15 protein-coding genes and 1 pseudogene are annotated in these 15,615 nt (G+C 40.0%); 14 read left to right on the top strand and 2 right to left on the bottom strand.

Annotated features, from left to right (window positions below):
* Positions 1-7: 7 nt before the first annotated feature.
* Genes M2353_RS09410 through M2353_RS09400 form a run of 3 tightly spaced genes read left to right on the top strand, consistent with a single transcriptional unit; the run spans position 8 to position 2,769 of the window.
* Positions 8-1,423 (top strand): PTS fructose transporter subunit IIC, encoded by a 1,416-nt coding sequence (locus tag M2353_RS09410; RefSeq protein WP_284725318.1) that lies wholly within the window; start codon positions 8-10, stop codon positions 1,421-1,423.
* Positions 1,424-1,438: 15 nt separating this feature from the next.
* Entirely contained in the window at positions 1,439-1,897 is a 459-nt protein-coding gene (locus M2353_RS09405) for a PTS sugar transporter subunit IIA (RefSeq protein ID WP_254001286.1), read from the top strand.
* A gap of 2 nt (positions 1,898-1,899) precedes the next feature.
* Positions 1,900-2,769: a class II fructose-bisphosphate aldolase gene (locus tag M2353_RS09400; RefSeq protein WP_019744149.1), complete on the top strand. Its 870-nt coding sequence runs from the start codon at positions 1,900-1,902 to the stop codon at positions 2,767-2,769.
* A gap of 43 nt (positions 2,770-2,812) precedes the next feature.
* Here M2353_RS09400 and M2353_RS09395 read toward each other — a convergent pair.
* Positions 2,813-4,334 (bottom strand): annotated as a pseudogene (locus M2353_RS09395) (MDR family MFS transporter); the annotation flags it as partial.
* A 169-nt stretch (positions 4,335-4,503) separates the two neighbouring features.
* Here M2353_RS09395 and M2353_RS09390 point away from each other — a divergent pair.
* The 4 genes from M2353_RS09390 to M2353_RS09375 all read left to right on the top strand — a co-directional run bounded on the left by M2353_RS09390 (position 4,504) and on the right by M2353_RS09375 (position 7,616).
* A complete protein-coding gene (locus M2353_RS09390) occupies positions 4,504-4,923 on the top strand; it encodes a MarR family winged helix-turn-helix transcriptional regulator (RefSeq protein ID WP_052472197.1) in 420 nt (139 codons plus the stop codon).
* Positions 4,924-5,090: 167 nt separating this feature from the next.
* On the top strand, positions 5,091-6,686 hold the full coding sequence (locus tag M2353_RS09385) for a T7SS effector LXG polymorphic toxin (protein WP_284725998.1): 1,596 nt from the start codon (positions 5,091-5,093) through the stop codon (positions 6,684-6,686).
* A gap of 14 nt (positions 6,687-6,700) precedes the next feature.
* Positions 6,701-7,156 carry a hypothetical protein gene (locus tag M2353_RS09380; RefSeq protein WP_284725317.1) on the top strand — a complete coding sequence of 152 codons (456 nt, stop codon included), beginning with the start codon at positions 6,701-6,703 and terminating at the stop codon, positions 7,154-7,156.
* A 160-nt stretch (positions 7,157-7,316) separates the two neighbouring features.
* On the top strand, positions 7,317-7,616 hold the full coding sequence (locus M2353_RS09375; RefSeq protein WP_284725316.1) for a contact-dependent growth inhibition system immunity protein: 300 nt from the start codon (positions 7,317-7,319) through the stop codon (positions 7,614-7,616).
* A gap of 185 nt (positions 7,617-7,801) precedes the next feature.
* Here M2353_RS09375 and pdxR read toward each other — a convergent pair whose 3' ends face one another.
* On the bottom strand, positions 7,802-9,178 hold the full coding sequence (gene pdxR, locus M2353_RS09370) for a MocR-like pyridoxine biosynthesis transcription factor PdxR (RefSeq protein WP_284725315.1): 1,377 nt from the start codon (positions 9,176-9,178) through the stop codon (positions 7,802-7,804).
* A gap of 108 nt (positions 9,179-9,286) precedes the next feature.
* Here pdxR and M2353_RS09365 point away from each other — a divergent pair, with 108 nt between their 5' ends.
* The 7 genes from M2353_RS09365 to M2353_RS09335 all read left to right on the top strand — a co-directional run bounded on the left by M2353_RS09365 (position 9,287) and on the right by M2353_RS09335 (position 15,579).
* Entirely contained in the window at positions 9,287-9,565 is a 279-nt protein-coding gene (locus M2353_RS09365; RefSeq protein ID WP_284725314.1) for a hypothetical protein, read from the top strand.
* 11 nt (positions 9,566-9,576) lie between these two features.
* Entirely contained in the window at positions 9,577-9,729 is a 153-nt protein-coding gene (locus tag M2353_RS09360) for a GNAT family N-acetyltransferase (RefSeq protein ID WP_236781824.1), read from the top strand.
* Positions 9,730-10,001: 272 nt separating this feature from the next.
* A complete protein-coding gene (locus tag M2353_RS09355; RefSeq protein WP_259254614.1) occupies positions 10,002-12,074 on the top strand; it encodes a BglG family transcription antiterminator in 2,073 nt (690 codons plus the stop codon).
* Positions 12,075-12,089: 15 nt separating this feature from the next.
* Positions 12,090-12,356, top strand: coding sequence for a PTS sugar transporter subunit IIB (locus M2353_RS09350; RefSeq protein WP_017359544.1), 267 nt, complete (start codon positions 12,090-12,092; stop codon positions 12,354-12,356).
* Between the two features lie 26 nt (positions 12,357-12,382).
* Entirely contained in the window at positions 12,383-13,645 is a 1,263-nt protein-coding gene (locus M2353_RS09345) for a PTS ascorbate transporter subunit IIC (protein ID WP_163116575.1), read from the top strand.
* Between the two features lie 17 nt (positions 13,646-13,662).
* On the top strand, positions 13,663-14,355 hold the full coding sequence (gene alsE / locus M2353_RS09340) for a D-allulose 6-phosphate 3-epimerase (protein ID WP_008343724.1): 693 nt from the start codon (positions 13,663-13,665) through the stop codon (positions 14,353-14,355).
* 183 nt (positions 14,356-14,538) lie between these two features.
* Positions 14,539-15,579, top strand: coding sequence for a LacI family DNA-binding transcriptional regulator (locus M2353_RS09335; protein ID WP_284725313.1), 1,041 nt, complete (start codon positions 14,539-14,541; stop codon positions 15,577-15,579).
* Positions 15,580-15,615 lie beyond the last annotated feature (36 nt).

The following is a 15,615-nucleotide window of genomic DNA, read 5'->3' as shown; positions in this document are numbered from 1 at the left end:
AGTTCACATGAGCCGCAAGAAAATTGTCGCTGCCACTGGCTGTCCAACAGGCATTGCGCATACATTTATGGCAGCTGAGGCATTAAAAATCGCAGCTGAGCAATTAGGGGTCGACATCAAAGTTGAAACGCATGGTCAAGTAGGAATTGAAAACGCTTTAACTGATCAAGACATTTTGGAAGCAGATGGCGTTATTGTTGCAGCGGACAAAGATGTGAATACAGATCGTTTTCACGGCAAACCACTCATTGAAGTGCCTGTAGCAAAGGGTATCCGCACACCAAATGAACTGATTCAAGGCATTATCAATGGAGAAGCCCCCGTTCATCAAGTGAAAGGAAGAGCTTCTGGAACAGAAAAACCATCTGCGCCTTCATTAGCTCAACAAAAGTCAGCGAATAAGTGGATACACACCATCTATAAGCATTTAATGAACGGTGTATCACACATGCTTCCATTTGTTGTTGGGGGCGGGGTCTTAATTGCTTTATCTTTTCTATTCGGTATTTACTCAGCTGATCCTCAGCATGAAACGTATCATCCGTTTGCTGCCTACTTGAAAAACATTGGCGGACTCGGCTTTAGCTTAATGGTGCCTATTTTAGCAGCATTTATCGCTGATTCAATCGCGAAACGCCCAGGGATGGTTGTCGGATTTATCGGTGGCTTGCTTGCAAACGATGGAGGCGCTGGATTCTTAGGTGGTATTATCGCAGGTTTTGCAGCAGGGTATATCATCGTACTTCTTCAATTCCTGCTTCAAAAATTACCAGCATCACTTGACGGATTAAAATCAATTTTCATCTATCCTGTTATCGGTATTTTCTTAATTGGGGCTGTCATGACCCCGCTATTAGTTCCAATCACAGGGCTAAATAATTCATTAATGGATTTTCTCTCATCAGTTCAATCCACAAATCCATTGCTTTTAGGTTTAATTGTTGGAGCCATGTGTGGATTTGATATGGGAGGACCTTTTAACAAAGCAGCCTATGTCACAGGAACGGCTTTACTCGCAGAAGGTAACCTTTACTTCATGGCAGGGGTGTCAGCAGCATGTATCACACCACCGCTTATCATTGCGATTGCCACAACGATTTTCCGAAAACATTTTACACCACAAGAACGAAATGCTGGGATGATCAACTATATTCTCGGAGCGACTCATATTACCGAAGGAGCCATTCCATTTGCAGCAAAAAACCCAGTCGTTGTCCTGCCAATTATCATGTTTGGCTCGGCCATCTCTGCCATTTTGACCTATCTGTTTGGCGTACAGGTTCCTGCTCCGCATGGTGGATTCCTTGTCTTACCAGTCGTCACAGGGGCATTTCAGTGGGTGCTTTCCATACTCATCGGATCACTTGTAGGTGCGATTCTATACGGACTTTACCGCAAGAAAATAGACAAACCCGCAGTTTAATAGGGAGGAAGAGAAATGATGGAACATATTTATATGAATCTACATGAAACGGCTTCTTCACAGGCTGGCGTTTTCGCAGCCATAGCTGACATTGCCGCTGAAGCAGGGATTTGTACATCTCCTGAGGCAGTCAAAAAAGGACTAGCTGAAAGAGAAGCTCTGAGTACAACCGGCTTTCAAGATGGATTTGCCATTCCGCATACACAGTCAGACGCCATCACAAAACCGGCACTCGTCATCGTCCGTACAGAAACCGGAATCGAATGGGACGCTTTTGATGGGAAGCCTTGCTTTTTCTTCTTATCCTTACTCATTCCAAAAAGTGAAGCAGGAACTACTCACTTACAAGCACTTTCTGCTCTTTCACGAGGATTAATGGATGAAACGAAACGGCAAAAACTGCTCGAAACAAGAACAAATGAAGAAATGCTCACTTTATTAAAAACAGAGATTTTGACAAGAGAGGATGTTTGACTATGCCTTTACTTTCCACAACACCCATGCTTGAAGCAGCAAAAAAAGAAAAATACGGAATTGTCGCTTTCAATGTACATTCCTTTGATAGTATTTACTGGGTACTTGAAACGGCAGCTGAATTAAAATCACCTGTCATTTTGCAAACAACGGTTGGCACGGTCCAATCGCTTGGTGCAAAAGCTATTGCAGATACAGTAAAGGCGGCAGCGGATCAATACCAAATCCCAATCGGCCTTCATCTCGATCATTGCACTGATTTTGATGTGATTCTTACTTGTATACGAGCAGGATATACATCCGTGATGATCGATGCTTCCATGCATTCATATGAAGAAAATGTACGCCGCACAAAAGAAGTGGTGGACCTCGCCTTAAAAGTAGGAGTGAATGTGGAAGCCGAGTTAGGCAAGGTAGGCGGGGTAGAAGATGATATTGTCGTGGATGAAAAAGATGCTGAAAAAGCCATTCCATCAGAGTGCCGTCAATTTGTAGAAGAAACTGGTGTACCTACTTTAGCACCTGCGATCGGCACGGCCCACGGCATCTATAAAGGGGTGCCGGATATCGACTTTGACCGCATTGAACAAATTGCAGCGCTTGTCGAAGTGCCACTTGTCCTTCATGGTGGTTCAGCTGTACCAGATGAGGATGTCAAAAGATGTGTCGCACTCGGTATGGCAAAGGTCAATGTGTCCACTGAACTGAAAAATGCATACTCTGAAGCGATTCGTGATCATTTCTCAAACGAACCTGAAAGCTTAGATCCGCGTATGTATTTACAAAAAGCAAAACAAGCAGCCAAAGACATGGTCACATCTAAAATAAAGATCGTTGGCAGTGAAGGAAAAGCCCAACTTTTATATCAATAAGATGAAAAAAAGCAGAGCCGCATCGCTCTGCTTTTTTTACATTATTCGCTTTCTTTCATTTCATTTGATGTACGTACTCGTGCATTTCCCATAAATACGACCGTAATCGCCGCAAGTGCAATCGGGAATAAAGCAATCATAAATACATACGTAATACTTTGTGACATCGCATCAATCACTTTATTTAAAATATCAGGCGGAATTTGTGAGCGTGCCCCCTCTTGGAAAATGGCTTGTGGGTCACCAACTTGAGAAGAAGCTCCTTTCATTCCGCTAAAAGCATCTGCTAAACGATTTGTCAGGACATTGGTTTGAATCGTTCCAAAAATCGTCACGCCTAAAGTCATCCCAAGTGATCTCATGAATGAATTGGTAGAATTAGCACTGCCGCGGTAGCGCGGAGAGAGATCATTCATTGAAGCAGATGGTAGAAGGGAGAAGCTAAATCCAACGCCAAAACCTGAAATCATCATAAAGAGCGTAAGCCACAATCTTGCTGTATCAGGCGACATATTGGCAAGCAGCAGCATCCCAGCAAAAAATGAAATCACAGAGATGGTCATTAATCGTCTAAAAGGTACTTTCGTCTGCATCGTTCCGCCAATCATACTGCCAATCACGGACCCAATCATCATCGGTGTTAAAATGAACCCAGCACTTGTTGCAGATTCACCGTACACTGCCTGGACGAAGATAGGAATAAAGACAGCTAGAATAATAAACGTCCCGCCATATAAAAACGCCAAAATTTGAGATGTCGCAAACAAACGATTTTTAAACATCCAAAAAGAAATAATCGGTTCTTCAGCCTTTCGTTCAACAATGAAGAAGATGGTTCCGAAGACAACAAACACAGCAAATAGTGTTAAGATTTGAACAGAATCCCATGCATACGATTTACCGCCAAGCTCAAGGGCGAACATTAAACTGACAACCGCAACGACAAGTGTAATGGCACCTGACCAGTCAATTTTCTGCTTGCGATGCTCGAGCGATTCTTGATAAAATTTGGCGATCAAGAACACACTGACAATACCGATTGGTACGTTAATATAAAACACCCAATGCCAGCCGATCGAATCCGTAATAATCGCTCCTAACAGCGGGCCTAATACACTGGATAGACCAAAAACTGCACCAAACATACCGGACATTTTCCCGCGCTTTTCTGGCGGGAAGATATCAAAGATAATTGTGAAAGCGATCGGAAGAAGAGCACCGCCTCCAAGTCCTTGAATCGCACGGTAAATAATAAGCTGATCCATTGTTTGTGCGATGCCGCACAGCGCAGATCCAATTAAAAAGAAAATAAGTCCAAACAGAAAAAAACGCTTTCGACCATACATATCTGAAAGCTTTCCATAAATCGGCATACCGGCCATCACTGCCACCATGTAAGAAGCAGTCACCCAAGCAAATTTATCAAAACTGCCCAAATCGGCGACGATGCTTCCCATTGCTGTTGCGACAATGGTGTTATCCATCGCTGCCATAAAAATCCCTAACAGCAACCCGATGACAACAAAGCGAGTGGATGCCTTGCCTTTATGATCCACGTTATTCATTTCATTACCTCCTGCTTACGTTCTCTTCACTTTTTTGCTATGATCAAGTTAATTATAAAGTAAGAGAACATTTATCTTGATGATCAAGATAAATTGATTTTAAAGGGAGGAGAACAAGTTGTCAATAAAGAACGAGGCAGAAGGTCGAGCGGACCAGATCATACATACGATGAGACGCCTTGCTACACGAACAGTCCTATTTCACCAAGCAGCCGCTCAAGCGCTCGGCCTTTTCCCAACAGATCTCAAATCAGCAGATTTGTTAAACGAACTTGGACCACTCACAGCAGGTGAATTAAGTGAAAAAACCGGTCTCAGCTCAGGTGCGGTCACCGCTCTCATTGACCGGTTAGAAAAAGCAGGTTACGTCAAAAGGGAGAAGGACCCAAAAGACAAGCGAAGGGTCATCATTGTTCCATTAACGGCTGGGAAATCACAAGTGAAGGAACTCTTTCAATCTTTATCGGCATCAACTAAACAGCTCACAAACGAATACAAACGAGAAGATTTAGACTTGATCATTCAATTTATTAACGAAGCAGCAGATATTATGGACCAAGAGCTACAATTGCTTAAGTCTAAGTCTTAAGAGAGCACAATGTTAAGGGGTGCTTTTCTTTGAAAAATAAAATAGCGAGGATATGCTTCTGATCATTTACATATTAAGTACTGTTTTTGTATCTTTATTCCTATTTAATGACAAACTTCGTGTTGGTAAAATTGACCTTGTCAATGAATAGGAAGGAGTGAATTCTTCTGGGCAAGATACTTGATGCAAAAGCACTAACCAGTGCCGTGGATACAAGGGCAAAACACTATCAGGAACTCCGTGAACAAATGATAGATTTAAAAAAGGCACTTCAAGGTGTTGCCAATCTCGGTGACGACTTCACTGGAAAAGGTGCCGATAACATTAAAAGCTTCTACAAAGAACTTGCAGGAAATGTGGACATGTTTATTAGCTTCATTGATAAACAAAAAGCCTTTCATGAAGGTGTTTCTGGGACACTTGATGATACAAATTTTGGCGGCGACACCTTTGTAGAAGAACACTTTTTAGACAACGCTGTACATATGGGAATCAAGAATGCCAAAAGCATCGTGAAGGATCAAAAAAAGGCACTCAAAACGATTTTTCAAGATATTGATGACCTCATTTCTCTGGAGGTATTTGATAGTAAAAACTTTGACGAAAAGATTGCAGATGCGGAAGATGAACGGAAGAAAACGGTTAAAGATTTAATAGAACTTGATCAAAATCTAAAAGATGAATATGCTTTGTCAGAGACTGAGGAGAAGGCTACAATGGCATTGTACGCAGAAATGATGAATGCGACAAATGACGGAAAATCCATTTCGCCTATGAATTTTGACAAGAAAGCGTATCAAAATAGCGAAATCTACAAGGCAAAAAGCGATATTGAGAAGCAAACTTCTGAATATCTAAAAATCAAAAAAGATCAAGAAGAAGCCCGCAAGATCGCAAAGGAACAAGAAGCGCTCGCCAACCGTCCTTGGTATGAAAAAGCTCTTGATTACGGAGGAAATATCGTCAATGAACTGACAGGCGTGAACGATGCAAAACGTGCCGCAACAGGCGTTGATCCGATCACAGGTGAAGAACTCACCGCAGGCCAACGAGTCGCCGCAGGCGGCATGGCAGCAGCAGGCTACATCCCGATTGTCGGCTGGGCAGGACGTATTTTCAAAGGCGGAAAAGCCGTCTATAAAACGACTCAAGCCACGTCAGCCGCAGTCAGAGCAGTCGACATCTATAAGACGTCACAGAAGTCTTTCGATGCGTTGAAAACATCACAAAAAGGCTTATATGGCCTCACCGCAACAAACGGCTTCAGCGAAGCAATTACAGGTCGAGACATGTTTGGAAACAAAGTCTCGAAAGAACAACAGGAAGCGAGTATGAATGCGGCTTTGGGGATGCTTTTACCGTTTGGGGCAAAAGGGTTTCATGGGAAGATAGGGTTAAGTTCTCAAAGTCCAGAAGGATTTAATCGAAAAAGGGCTTTGCGACACGCTAAGGATTTAGGGGGGATACCTAGATCTCAACAACCTACTCGTCAATGGCAAGTAGGAGATAATGTTTTTAAGAAAGGGCAAGAACATCGTAATTATGAGTACAGTTCTAACCATACTCACCATGGTCGGTACTATGAATTTGATACCCCAAAAGGAAAAAGAGTTATAGTACAACATACTAATGATGGAGAATTACACACTCATGCAGGGAAACCAAAAGAGGGTGCCGATCCATTTAATTATGATTTTAAAAAAGAAAGGTATTCAAATATATATGGACCAAATGGAGATCACCATATCTATTATAATGAATAACGAGGAATGAAAAAATGGTATATAAAAATGAAAAAATACAGAAAAAAATTGCTTTGATGAATGCTAAAAAGAAAATACAACAATTAGCATATATTGAGGTAATTGATTTTGAAGATGATGCTTCTCAATGGCTAAAATTATGTGAAACAGTATTAAAACAATTTCGTCAAATAGATTCAACACCTTCCGAAATATTAACAAATACAGACAAAGACTCGATTATGACTTGGTTAAAAAATTCATTAGATTTTCTCAAAGAGAAAAAAGAATGGTTTATTTTAATTGAAAATGACCCTTTTCCTGTTTGGGCAAATGTAAAAGCTTTAGATTTCGATAAGGCAATTGAAGAAATTTGGCTATTTTCAGAGAATCATAGCATCATTGTAGCAGATAAAATAACAGGTAAAATTGCTCATATATTTTCAGAAGAAAAACACTTTGAACTTCATATTGGAAACTGCGCAATTTAATTGTAAGCAAGATTAATTGATCAAAGAGCAGAGCCACAACCTGAAAGCTCTCGTTTGACATTAATTAGGTTAGCAAACACCACTACATTGTTTTCTATGAGATGAAGGTTTTTAAATTCGACTATTTAAACTGATAATTTTAATTATGATAGGTGATTCAATGAATGAGAGCTCCAGTTATTTAAAGAAGTTAGAAGATTTTTTAGGTGGGACATTTCATCAGGATATTGATTCACCAGAGGAAGCGTTAGATGAGTTTATCCATGAAGCTAGCAAAGAATGTCTGCAGTCTACTATAAAGGATTGTCAGGTTTTTTTGAATAGTACTCTAACAATACAAAAAAAAGAAAGCTTTATTGAAAATAATGCAGAAATATACTTTCCGGCGATCTCATTAAACCCTCTACAGTGGTTTAATCAAATAATAGAGGAAATGAAAAAAGCAGTGAAAATGCAATAACAAAATGAACCTTGATTGGCTAATACCTTTCAAGGTTTTTTGTGTTGATTGAACTTCATACCGAAAAAAATTGGGGATAAAAATAGAAAGTTGAAGTGGTATTTTGATAAAGAGTCGATTCACAACATTCAATTATGAAATTCACGCTCTAAGTTTCAAACAAAATCGTTCATGAACCACCAATTTTATTTCCATGCTTCTTTTAATAAACAAATGCCTCTTTCGATTTGTTCAAGAGTAAGGTTTGCGAAACCGAGCAGTATGTGCGGTTGTACAGGTGGATTTTCGATAAATAAATGACTTGTAGGATACACTTTAACATGCTGTTGAAGAGCTTTTTCAATTAATTCTTTTTCGGAATGGGGTGTGTGTATACGTAACATAATATATAACCCTGCATTGTCACCAATGATCTCAATTTGTTTTCCAAATAAATGTTGAACTTGTTGTACCAATAAATTCATTTTCCTTTTATAAGTATTGCGCATACGCTTAATATGCTTTGTCCATTCTCCACTTTTCATAAATTCAGTCATGGTCAGTTGGTGCAATAAAGAAGCATTATGTTCGAAATGTTCAAATTTACTCATATAGATATTGATTAATGAATCAGGTAAAACCATATATGCTAATCGTATAGCTGGTAGAAATGCTTTTGAAAACGTACCAAAATAAATGACATGTGCAGCATCTAAAGAGGCTAAAGCAGGAAACGGTTTTTGTCCATATCGAAATTCTCCATCGTAATCGTCCTCTAATAAGAAACCGTTATTTGATCGTACCCATTGAATCAATTCCATTCTTTGTTGAATCGATAGTGCAGTACCAGTAGGATATTGATGTGAAGGTGTTATATACAATAATTTCCCATTTTTATGTACAAGTTGGTCCAATAATACACCCTGTTTTAATGCAGGAATACTCTCCATTTCAAATCCATGTAAATGAAAGACCTCCCGTACACCGCTATAACCAGGGTTTTCAACAATCATACTAGAAAAACTTTCTTTTAATAGAAATCCCAAATACAACAGTAGTTGCTGTGTATTACTTCCAACGATAATATTTTTGGGGTTAATGATCATACCTCTCGCTTGAAATAAATAATCAGTCAGTTCTTGTTTAAACCCCGGTTCTCCAAAAGGATCTCCATATTGAAAGCTAATGGATTGCTGCAGCACTTTGTTGGAAAATTGCCGCCAAACTTTTAAAGGGAATTGTTCCTCATCAACAGTACTTGCTTTGAAATCAATGAAATCGATCAATTGTATTGGTTCATTTCTAGTTTCTTCTGGAATCGGGGTATGAAGAAATATTAGTTCAAATTCATTGACACTATAGCTTTTACGCTCATTGGCTTGAATATATCCTTCAGCTAATAATTGATCATATGCTTGTAGTGTTGTGTGGCGACTAACACCTAGGTTATTGGCTAGTGAACGAATGGAAGGAAGATTTTCTCCTGTTTTTAACTTTCCCTCCTCGATTAATTTTTTAAATTGTTCATAAATTTGTTTATATTTTGGTTGATTGGCACTGAAAGGGAAAATATAATGTTTCATTTCTTCATTCCTCCCTCCTGACATTTAATAAAGTATAAATCTGTACATTTTTACATGTCAGAATATCGATTATTATACTATTAATTGATATGAAAAGGGGATAGAAGAGTGGATATAGTAAGAGCTAATGAAAATGATTTAAAACAAGTTTCGGTTCTATTTGATCAATATCGCCAATTTTATAAGCAGATTTCTAATGTAGAAGGTGCTTATCATTTTCTAGTGGAACGATACCGTAAACAAGAGTCTATTTTGTTTGTTGCAAAGCAAGGTGAACAATACGCAGGATTTGTACAACTGTATCCCACATTTTCATCTGTTGCGATGAAAGATGCGTTCATTTTAAATGATTTGTTTGTTATAAATGATTTTCGTCAAAGGGAGTAGGTAAGGAATTGATGAAAAAAGCATTTTCATTTGCAAACGATAAAGGAGCCCGATTTATCTGTTTAGAAACAGCGACTTCTAATATAAAAGCACAACAATTATATGAAAAAATGGGGATGACAAGCGATTCTTCAACTCAGCACTATATTTATTATTGGGATTGAACACAGAAGAAATATGAACTGATGCAAAACACTAATTTGTGAAGAAATATTTACCAGAACATTCACGACATCGTTAGCATCGTTTCTTTCAAGTAAAAGAAGACTGAGAAATTTTTGTCTATAAGGTTGAAAGCACACTCATACGGGTGTGCTTTTTTGACGGAAAAACAGCACCCAAAACCTGCACAGCATTTACTGAAGACATTTGGACTTCTTTGACGCATGGGAGTTGATTAGACTTATAACCAAAGGGAAGAAGGGAGGGATTCCAACTGCACTTAACCAAGAGGGGCACGACTTTATTATCGATGCTGCTTCACACGACCACTTATTTATCAATTGAAGATTTACAGAATCGACTGAATGTCTCTACTCGAACGGTCTACGCTGAAATCAAGCGAATGAATAGTTGGCTGGAAACCCATCAGCTTAGTGGCGTCCAGCGAAAAGATCAACGAGGCTACTATTTAAATCCACACGAGAAAGAAGTCATTATCGAAAAAGCTGACACCGTTCTTGTCGGTCATGACTATGAACCATGTGTAAAAGAAAGACGTGCCATCTTGCTCCTATCCATTGCATGCAGTGAGAAGCATCTAAAAATTGATGATTTTATGGAGATGACGAAGGTAAGCCGCAATACACTGCTTGAAGATATGAAACAACTAAAAGAAGCACTTTCAAAACAGCAGCTTACACTTCATTATCAGGCGGCCAGTGGCTATTTAATTTCAGGAGAAGAAAGAACAATTCGGTTGGCACTGAAACCTCATATTCATTTCATTCGCAACATGATAAAAAATGAAAAAACATTTCCATCGGTTTGGTTAAAGGGTCCTATCTCATATAAGAGAATACATGCTCTCCTTCAACAGTCCGAACAAGATCTGAAGCTTGAGTTTGCAGATGACATGCTGGATCAGCTGTCTATGGATCTCTTTTTCTACTTTAAACGGATGAAGCTAGGACGTGCTGTACACATTTCAACAGAAGAAAAACGGACACTGCAGGAAACAGATGAATGCTTGGCTGCTATTCGTTTCATGGCGCAAATTCAAAAAGAAACCAGTCTTTTGGTTCATGATGATGAAATCTATTTTCTTAGTACGCTATGGCTCAGTGCCAAAAAACAAAAACTTCCATCAAGTCAAAAACCAGAAGAACATCTCATTCGAACCATTGCGAGACAAATGATCATTGACTTTCAGCGTTATGCGTGTATTTCCTTCCAGGAAGTAGAAGTCTTGGAACAAAACTTAACCATGCATTTAATTCCGGCCTATTATAGGCTCATCTATCACATTGATATCATCAATGAATTAACAGATTCCATGAAACATGCACAGCCAGAGGTGTTTGACATCACGCAAAAGGTTGCTTGCCATTTAGAGAAGGCGACCTGTTCAAAGATGAGCGATCATGAAATTGCCTATGTGGCGATGCATTTTGGCGGCTGGATGAGAAGAGAAGGGATTTCGTCGATTGCGAAACGTTCTGTTTACATTGTTTGTGGAGAAGGAATTGGCACAAGTCACATGCTGAAAACGCAGCTTCTTGAATTAATCGGCTACATCGACATACGCGGACTGTTATCAAAACGTTCATATGAAGAATTAACATCCATTGATGTCGACTTTGTTGTATCAACGACACCTATTTCGTTTAAAGGAAAACCTGTTCATCTCGTTCACCCTATTCTCACTGCTTATGAGAAAAAAACATTGCTTCAATATGGAGAAGGCTCAGAACCTAAGCTTGATGAGCAACATGTGAATGCTTTATTCAATATCATTCAGCAGCATACCATCGTTCAAAATGAAAAAGCATTGCTTCATGACTTGAAGGAGCTGCTTCATTCCACATATGTATCACACCAGAAAGGGTGGAAACCAGTGTTAAACGATTTATTAACAGAAGAAACCATTCAGCTCCAGCAAACAGCAGACACATGGCAGGAGGCCATTACAAAAGCAGCGCAGCCTTTGCTTGATCAACAAGCGATTCAGGAAAGTTATGTGAAAGCGATGATCCAGTCTGTTCATCAAAATGGCCCTTATATTGTGATTGCGCCACAAGTGGCGATTCCGCATGCCAGGCCAGAGGATGGCGTGAACAAATTAAGCATGTCACTTATGTCATGTCATCAGCCCGTTTTCTTTTCAAAGGATGGAAAAAAGCAAGTTCGGCTCATCATTGTATTAGCTGCCATTGACAGTATGACCCACCTGAAAGCACTCAAACAGCTGACGATGCTGTTAAGTGAAGAAAAACGGGTGAGACAATTGATTGAAGCAGAGGAATTAGCAACCATCCAACAACTAATCAATCAATTTTCACAAGTATAAAGGAGGAAAAAGAGAATGAAAAAAATTCTAGTTGTATGCGGAAACGGTTTAGGAAGCAGCTTTATTGTTGAAATGAATGTCAAAAAGGCTTTAGAAGAATTAGGACTTTTAGCGGAAGTGGATCACACCGATCTCAGTACAAGCAAAAATGAACAAGCAGACCTCTATATCGGAGCAACAGACATTATCGATCAGCTGGATGACGGCACAAGAAAGGTCGCTGGATTAAATAACTTGTTAGACCAGGAAGCCATTAAAGACGTCCTTCGTAAACACATATAATCGACGGAAAAAGGGGGATTCACATCATGATAGAACTGATCATGAACGATATATTGGGCACACCCGCAATTCTCATCGGTTTGTTTGCACTGGCTGGTTTACTTTTGCAGAAAAAGTCAGCTGCCGATACTGTATCAGGCACCTTAAAAACAACAATGGGTTTTTTAATATTAGGAGCGGGCGCCACAGTCGTATCTGATTCACTTGGGGTTTTCAGGAAGATGTTTGAAGCAGCCTTTCACATTCAAGGGGTTGTCCCAAATACAGATGCCATGGCGGCCATTGCCCAAAAGGAATTCGGTACACAGACAGCACTCATTATGATTTTTGGTATGGTGGTCAATTTGCTTTTGGCAAAATTCACACCCTTTAAATACGTCTTTTTAACTGGGCATCATACGCTATATATGGCGGCTATGCTTGCAGTCGTTCTGTCAACAGCCGGCATGCAAGGAACGCTGCTGATCACCACTGGTTCAATCGTATTAGGTGCAGCGATGGTCATTGCTCCCGCAATCCTTCAGCCGTTTACAAGGAAAGTCACTGGAAGTGATGATCTGGCACTCGGTCATTTCAGTACGTTCGGCTATTTTACAGCGGGAATGATCGGCAAATGGGTCGGGCGCCCAGAGAAATCAACGGAAACCATTCAAGTGCCTAAATCACTCGGTTTTCTAAGAGATACATCGGTGGCCATCTCCATTACGATGGCTTTGCTTTTCTTTGCGATTGCACCGTTTGCGGGAATTTCATTCATAGAAAACATTAGTGGTGGTACGAATTTTGCTGTCTTCATTCTCATTCAGGCCATTACCTTTGCTGCTGGGGTGTACATTATTTTAGCAGGTGTACGGATGGCAATCGGGGAAATTGTGCCTGCTTTCAAAGGGATTGCCGATCGTTTCGTCAAAGGGGCAAAGCCGGCACTTGATGCGCCAACTGTTTTCCCATTTGCTCCAAATGCGGTGATCATCGGTTTTTTATGCAGTTTTGCTGGAGGCATCGTGTCTATTTTCCTTCTTCCTTTGTTTGGTTTAATTGTCATTGTTCCTGGACTTGTGCCACACTTTTTCTGCGGTGCGACAGCGGGCGTATATGGCAATGCAACAGGGGGAGTGAGAGGTGCAGTCGCCGGTTCCTTTGTGAATGGAATACTCCTTTCATTTTTACCAGCTTGTTTACTTCCTGTGTTAGGCACTCTTGGCTTTGAAGGGACAACATTTGGCGATACAGACTTCGGTATCATCGGAATCTTGATTGGATTGATCAAATTTATATTTCATCTTTAAAAAGGAGGCATTTCAGGATGACAGCTATTTTCTCACCTTCATTGATGTGCATGGATTTAACGCACTTCCGTGAACAAATTCAGCTTCTGAACACAAGGGCAGATCGTTATCATGTCGACGTCATGGATGGTCATTATGTAAAAAATATGACCTTATCACCCTTTTTCATTGAACAACTTCGGAAACTGACAGACGTTCCGATTGATGTTCATCTAATGGCCGAACAGCCTCAGGAATTTTTAATTGATGCATGTATTGATGCAGGCGCAACGATGATTTGTTTACATCCAGAAGTGGTGCAAAAAGACGTTTTTCGAATCATTCGGCATATCCACGAAAGAAAGTGTGAGGTCGGCTTTGTTCTCAATCCCGCCACACCAGTTGCAGCATTAGATGCTTTTATTCATTTAATAGACCGGGTGACGATCATGACAATTGATCCAGGGTTTGCGGGTCAGCCTTTTATCAAAGAAATGCTTCCGAAAATGAAAGAGGTGAAAGAAATCAAAGAGAAGGGGGGATACTCATTTTCAATTGAGGTAGACGGCTCTTGTAATGAAAGCACGTTCCGGTTGCTTGCTGAGGCAGGAAATGAAATTTACATCATCGGCACCTCAGGTTTATTTGGACTTCACGAAGAATTAGATAAAGCATGGGAAATAATGAAGCAATTGTTCGCAAAAGAAACAGCCACAATGAAATCACCTTAGTAAAAAAGAGGATGAAGCCCATCCTCTTTTTTACGCAATTTTACTAAACAAACTATCTCCTTATCAAAACATACTCAAAAACTTCATAAAAGCACAAATTTATAATTGAAAGCGCTTTATTTATGTGTTATTCTTCAAATATCTTTAGTAAACATTTAGTCAAAAATGATGAGGAGTTTGCCTATGACTACACTCAAAGATATTGCTCATGATGCAAAAGTATCCGTCTCTACTGTATCCCGTGTGTTAAATGGCGACCAAACGCTTGCCGTTTCACACGCAACAAGACAAAACATCCTCGACATAGCCAAGAAATTAAACTATACCCCAGTCAGAGCAAGAAAAGCCGATCAAGCAGAAGTAAAAAGCCCACCCGCATCCCCAGTCATCGGTGTCGTTGTCGCCCAATCCATTGACGAAGAATTAAATGATCCTTTTTTTTCATCGATTCGAAAAGGAATTGAAAAAGAATATGCCAAACAAGGTCTGTCCACTCTCCATACCTTTCGCCTAAGAAACATGGATAAAGGGGCGATACTAAAGGATATTGACGGTTTGATTGTCATTGGACGAATCAGCCCTGATACGGTTGAAAAGATGACAAACCGAATGGAACATATCGTTTTTATCAATCATTATGCGGATGAAGATTTGTATGATTGTGTACATGTGGATTTTGTCAGAGCGGCAGATCGTGCCATTCGTCATCTGCAATCTCTCTGCTATACACATCTAGGCTATATTGGCGGGAAAGAGAGGGAGCATTATTTCGAAGGAAATGCTGTGATTGAGGACGAAAGACAAACAACTTTTATCAAAAGAATGCAAGAAGCGGGAACTCTTCATATGAATGACATCCACATAGGCGAATATTCGATGCAAGAAGGCTACTCGCTTATGCAAAAAGCCATTCAGAAAGGAAAGCTTCCAGAAGCCTTTTTTATCGGAAGTGACTCTATGGCAATAGGCGCTATGCGAGCGCTACATGAAGCCGGTCTTCGTGTACCTCAAGATGTCTCAATCGTGGGGTTTAATGATATCGAAGCCGCTTCCTTTTCAAGCCCGCCGCTCACAACGGTTAAAGTATATACAGAAGAAATGGGGGAAGTAGGTCTAAAGCTTTTGCTTGAGCGCATAGAAGGAAGAAAGCTTCCTCTAAAAGTCGTCGTGCCAACAAAACTCATGCAAAGAGACAGCACATGCCCAATCCATGAAAGGGGGTGAATAAGCATTTCAGTAAACAAAAAAGAGACAAAAAAG

The sequence above is a fragment of the Bacillus aerius genome, from assembly GCF_029894105.1.
Classification (GTDB): domain Bacteria; phylum Bacillota; class Bacilli; order Bacillales; family Bacillaceae; genus Bacillus; species Bacillus altitudinis.
This window is presented reverse-complemented; position numbering and strand designations above follow the sequence as displayed.

Coding starts and splice junctions, on each gene's coding strand:
- M2353_RS09410 (WP_284725318.1), top strand. CDS start 8: ATGAGCCGCAAGAAAATTGTCGCTGCCACTGGCTGTCCAACAGGCATT.
- M2353_RS09405 (WP_254001286.1), top strand. CDS start 1,439: ATGATGGAACATATTTATATGAATCTACATGAAACGGCTTCTTCACAG.
- M2353_RS09400 (WP_019744149.1), top strand. CDS start 1,900: ATGCCTTTACTTTCCACAACACCCATGCTTGAAGCAGCAAAAAAAGAA.
- M2353_RS09390 (WP_052472197.1), top strand. CDS start 4,504: ATGAGACGCCTTGCTACACGAACAGTCCTATTTCACCAAGCAGCCGCT.
- M2353_RS09380 (WP_284725317.1), top strand. CDS start 6,701: ATGGTATATAAAAATGAAAAAATACAGAAAAAAATTGCTTTGATGAAT.
- M2353_RS09375 (WP_284725316.1), top strand. CDS start 7,317: ATGAATGAGAGCTCCAGTTATTTAAAGAAGTTAGAAGATTTTTTAGGT.
- pdxR (WP_284725315.1), bottom strand. CDS start 9,178: ATGAAACATTATATTTTCCCTTTCAGTGCCAATCAACCAAAATATAAA.
- M2353_RS09360 (WP_236781824.1), top strand. CDS start 9,577: ATGAAAAAAGCATTTTCATTTGCAAACGATAAAGGAGCCCGATTTATC.
- M2353_RS09350 (WP_017359544.1), top strand. CDS start 12,090: ATGAAAAAAATTCTAGTTGTATGCGGAAACGGTTTAGGAAGCAGCTTT.
- M2353_RS09345 (WP_163116575.1), top strand. CDS start 12,383: ATGATAGAACTGATCATGAACGATATATTGGGCACACCCGCAATTCTC.
- alsE (WP_008343724.1), top strand. CDS start 13,663: ATGACAGCTATTTTCTCACCTTCATTGATGTGCATGGATTTAACGCAC.
- M2353_RS09335 (WP_284725313.1), top strand. CDS start 14,539: ATGACTACACTCAAAGATATTGCTCATGATGCAAAAGTATCCGTCTCT.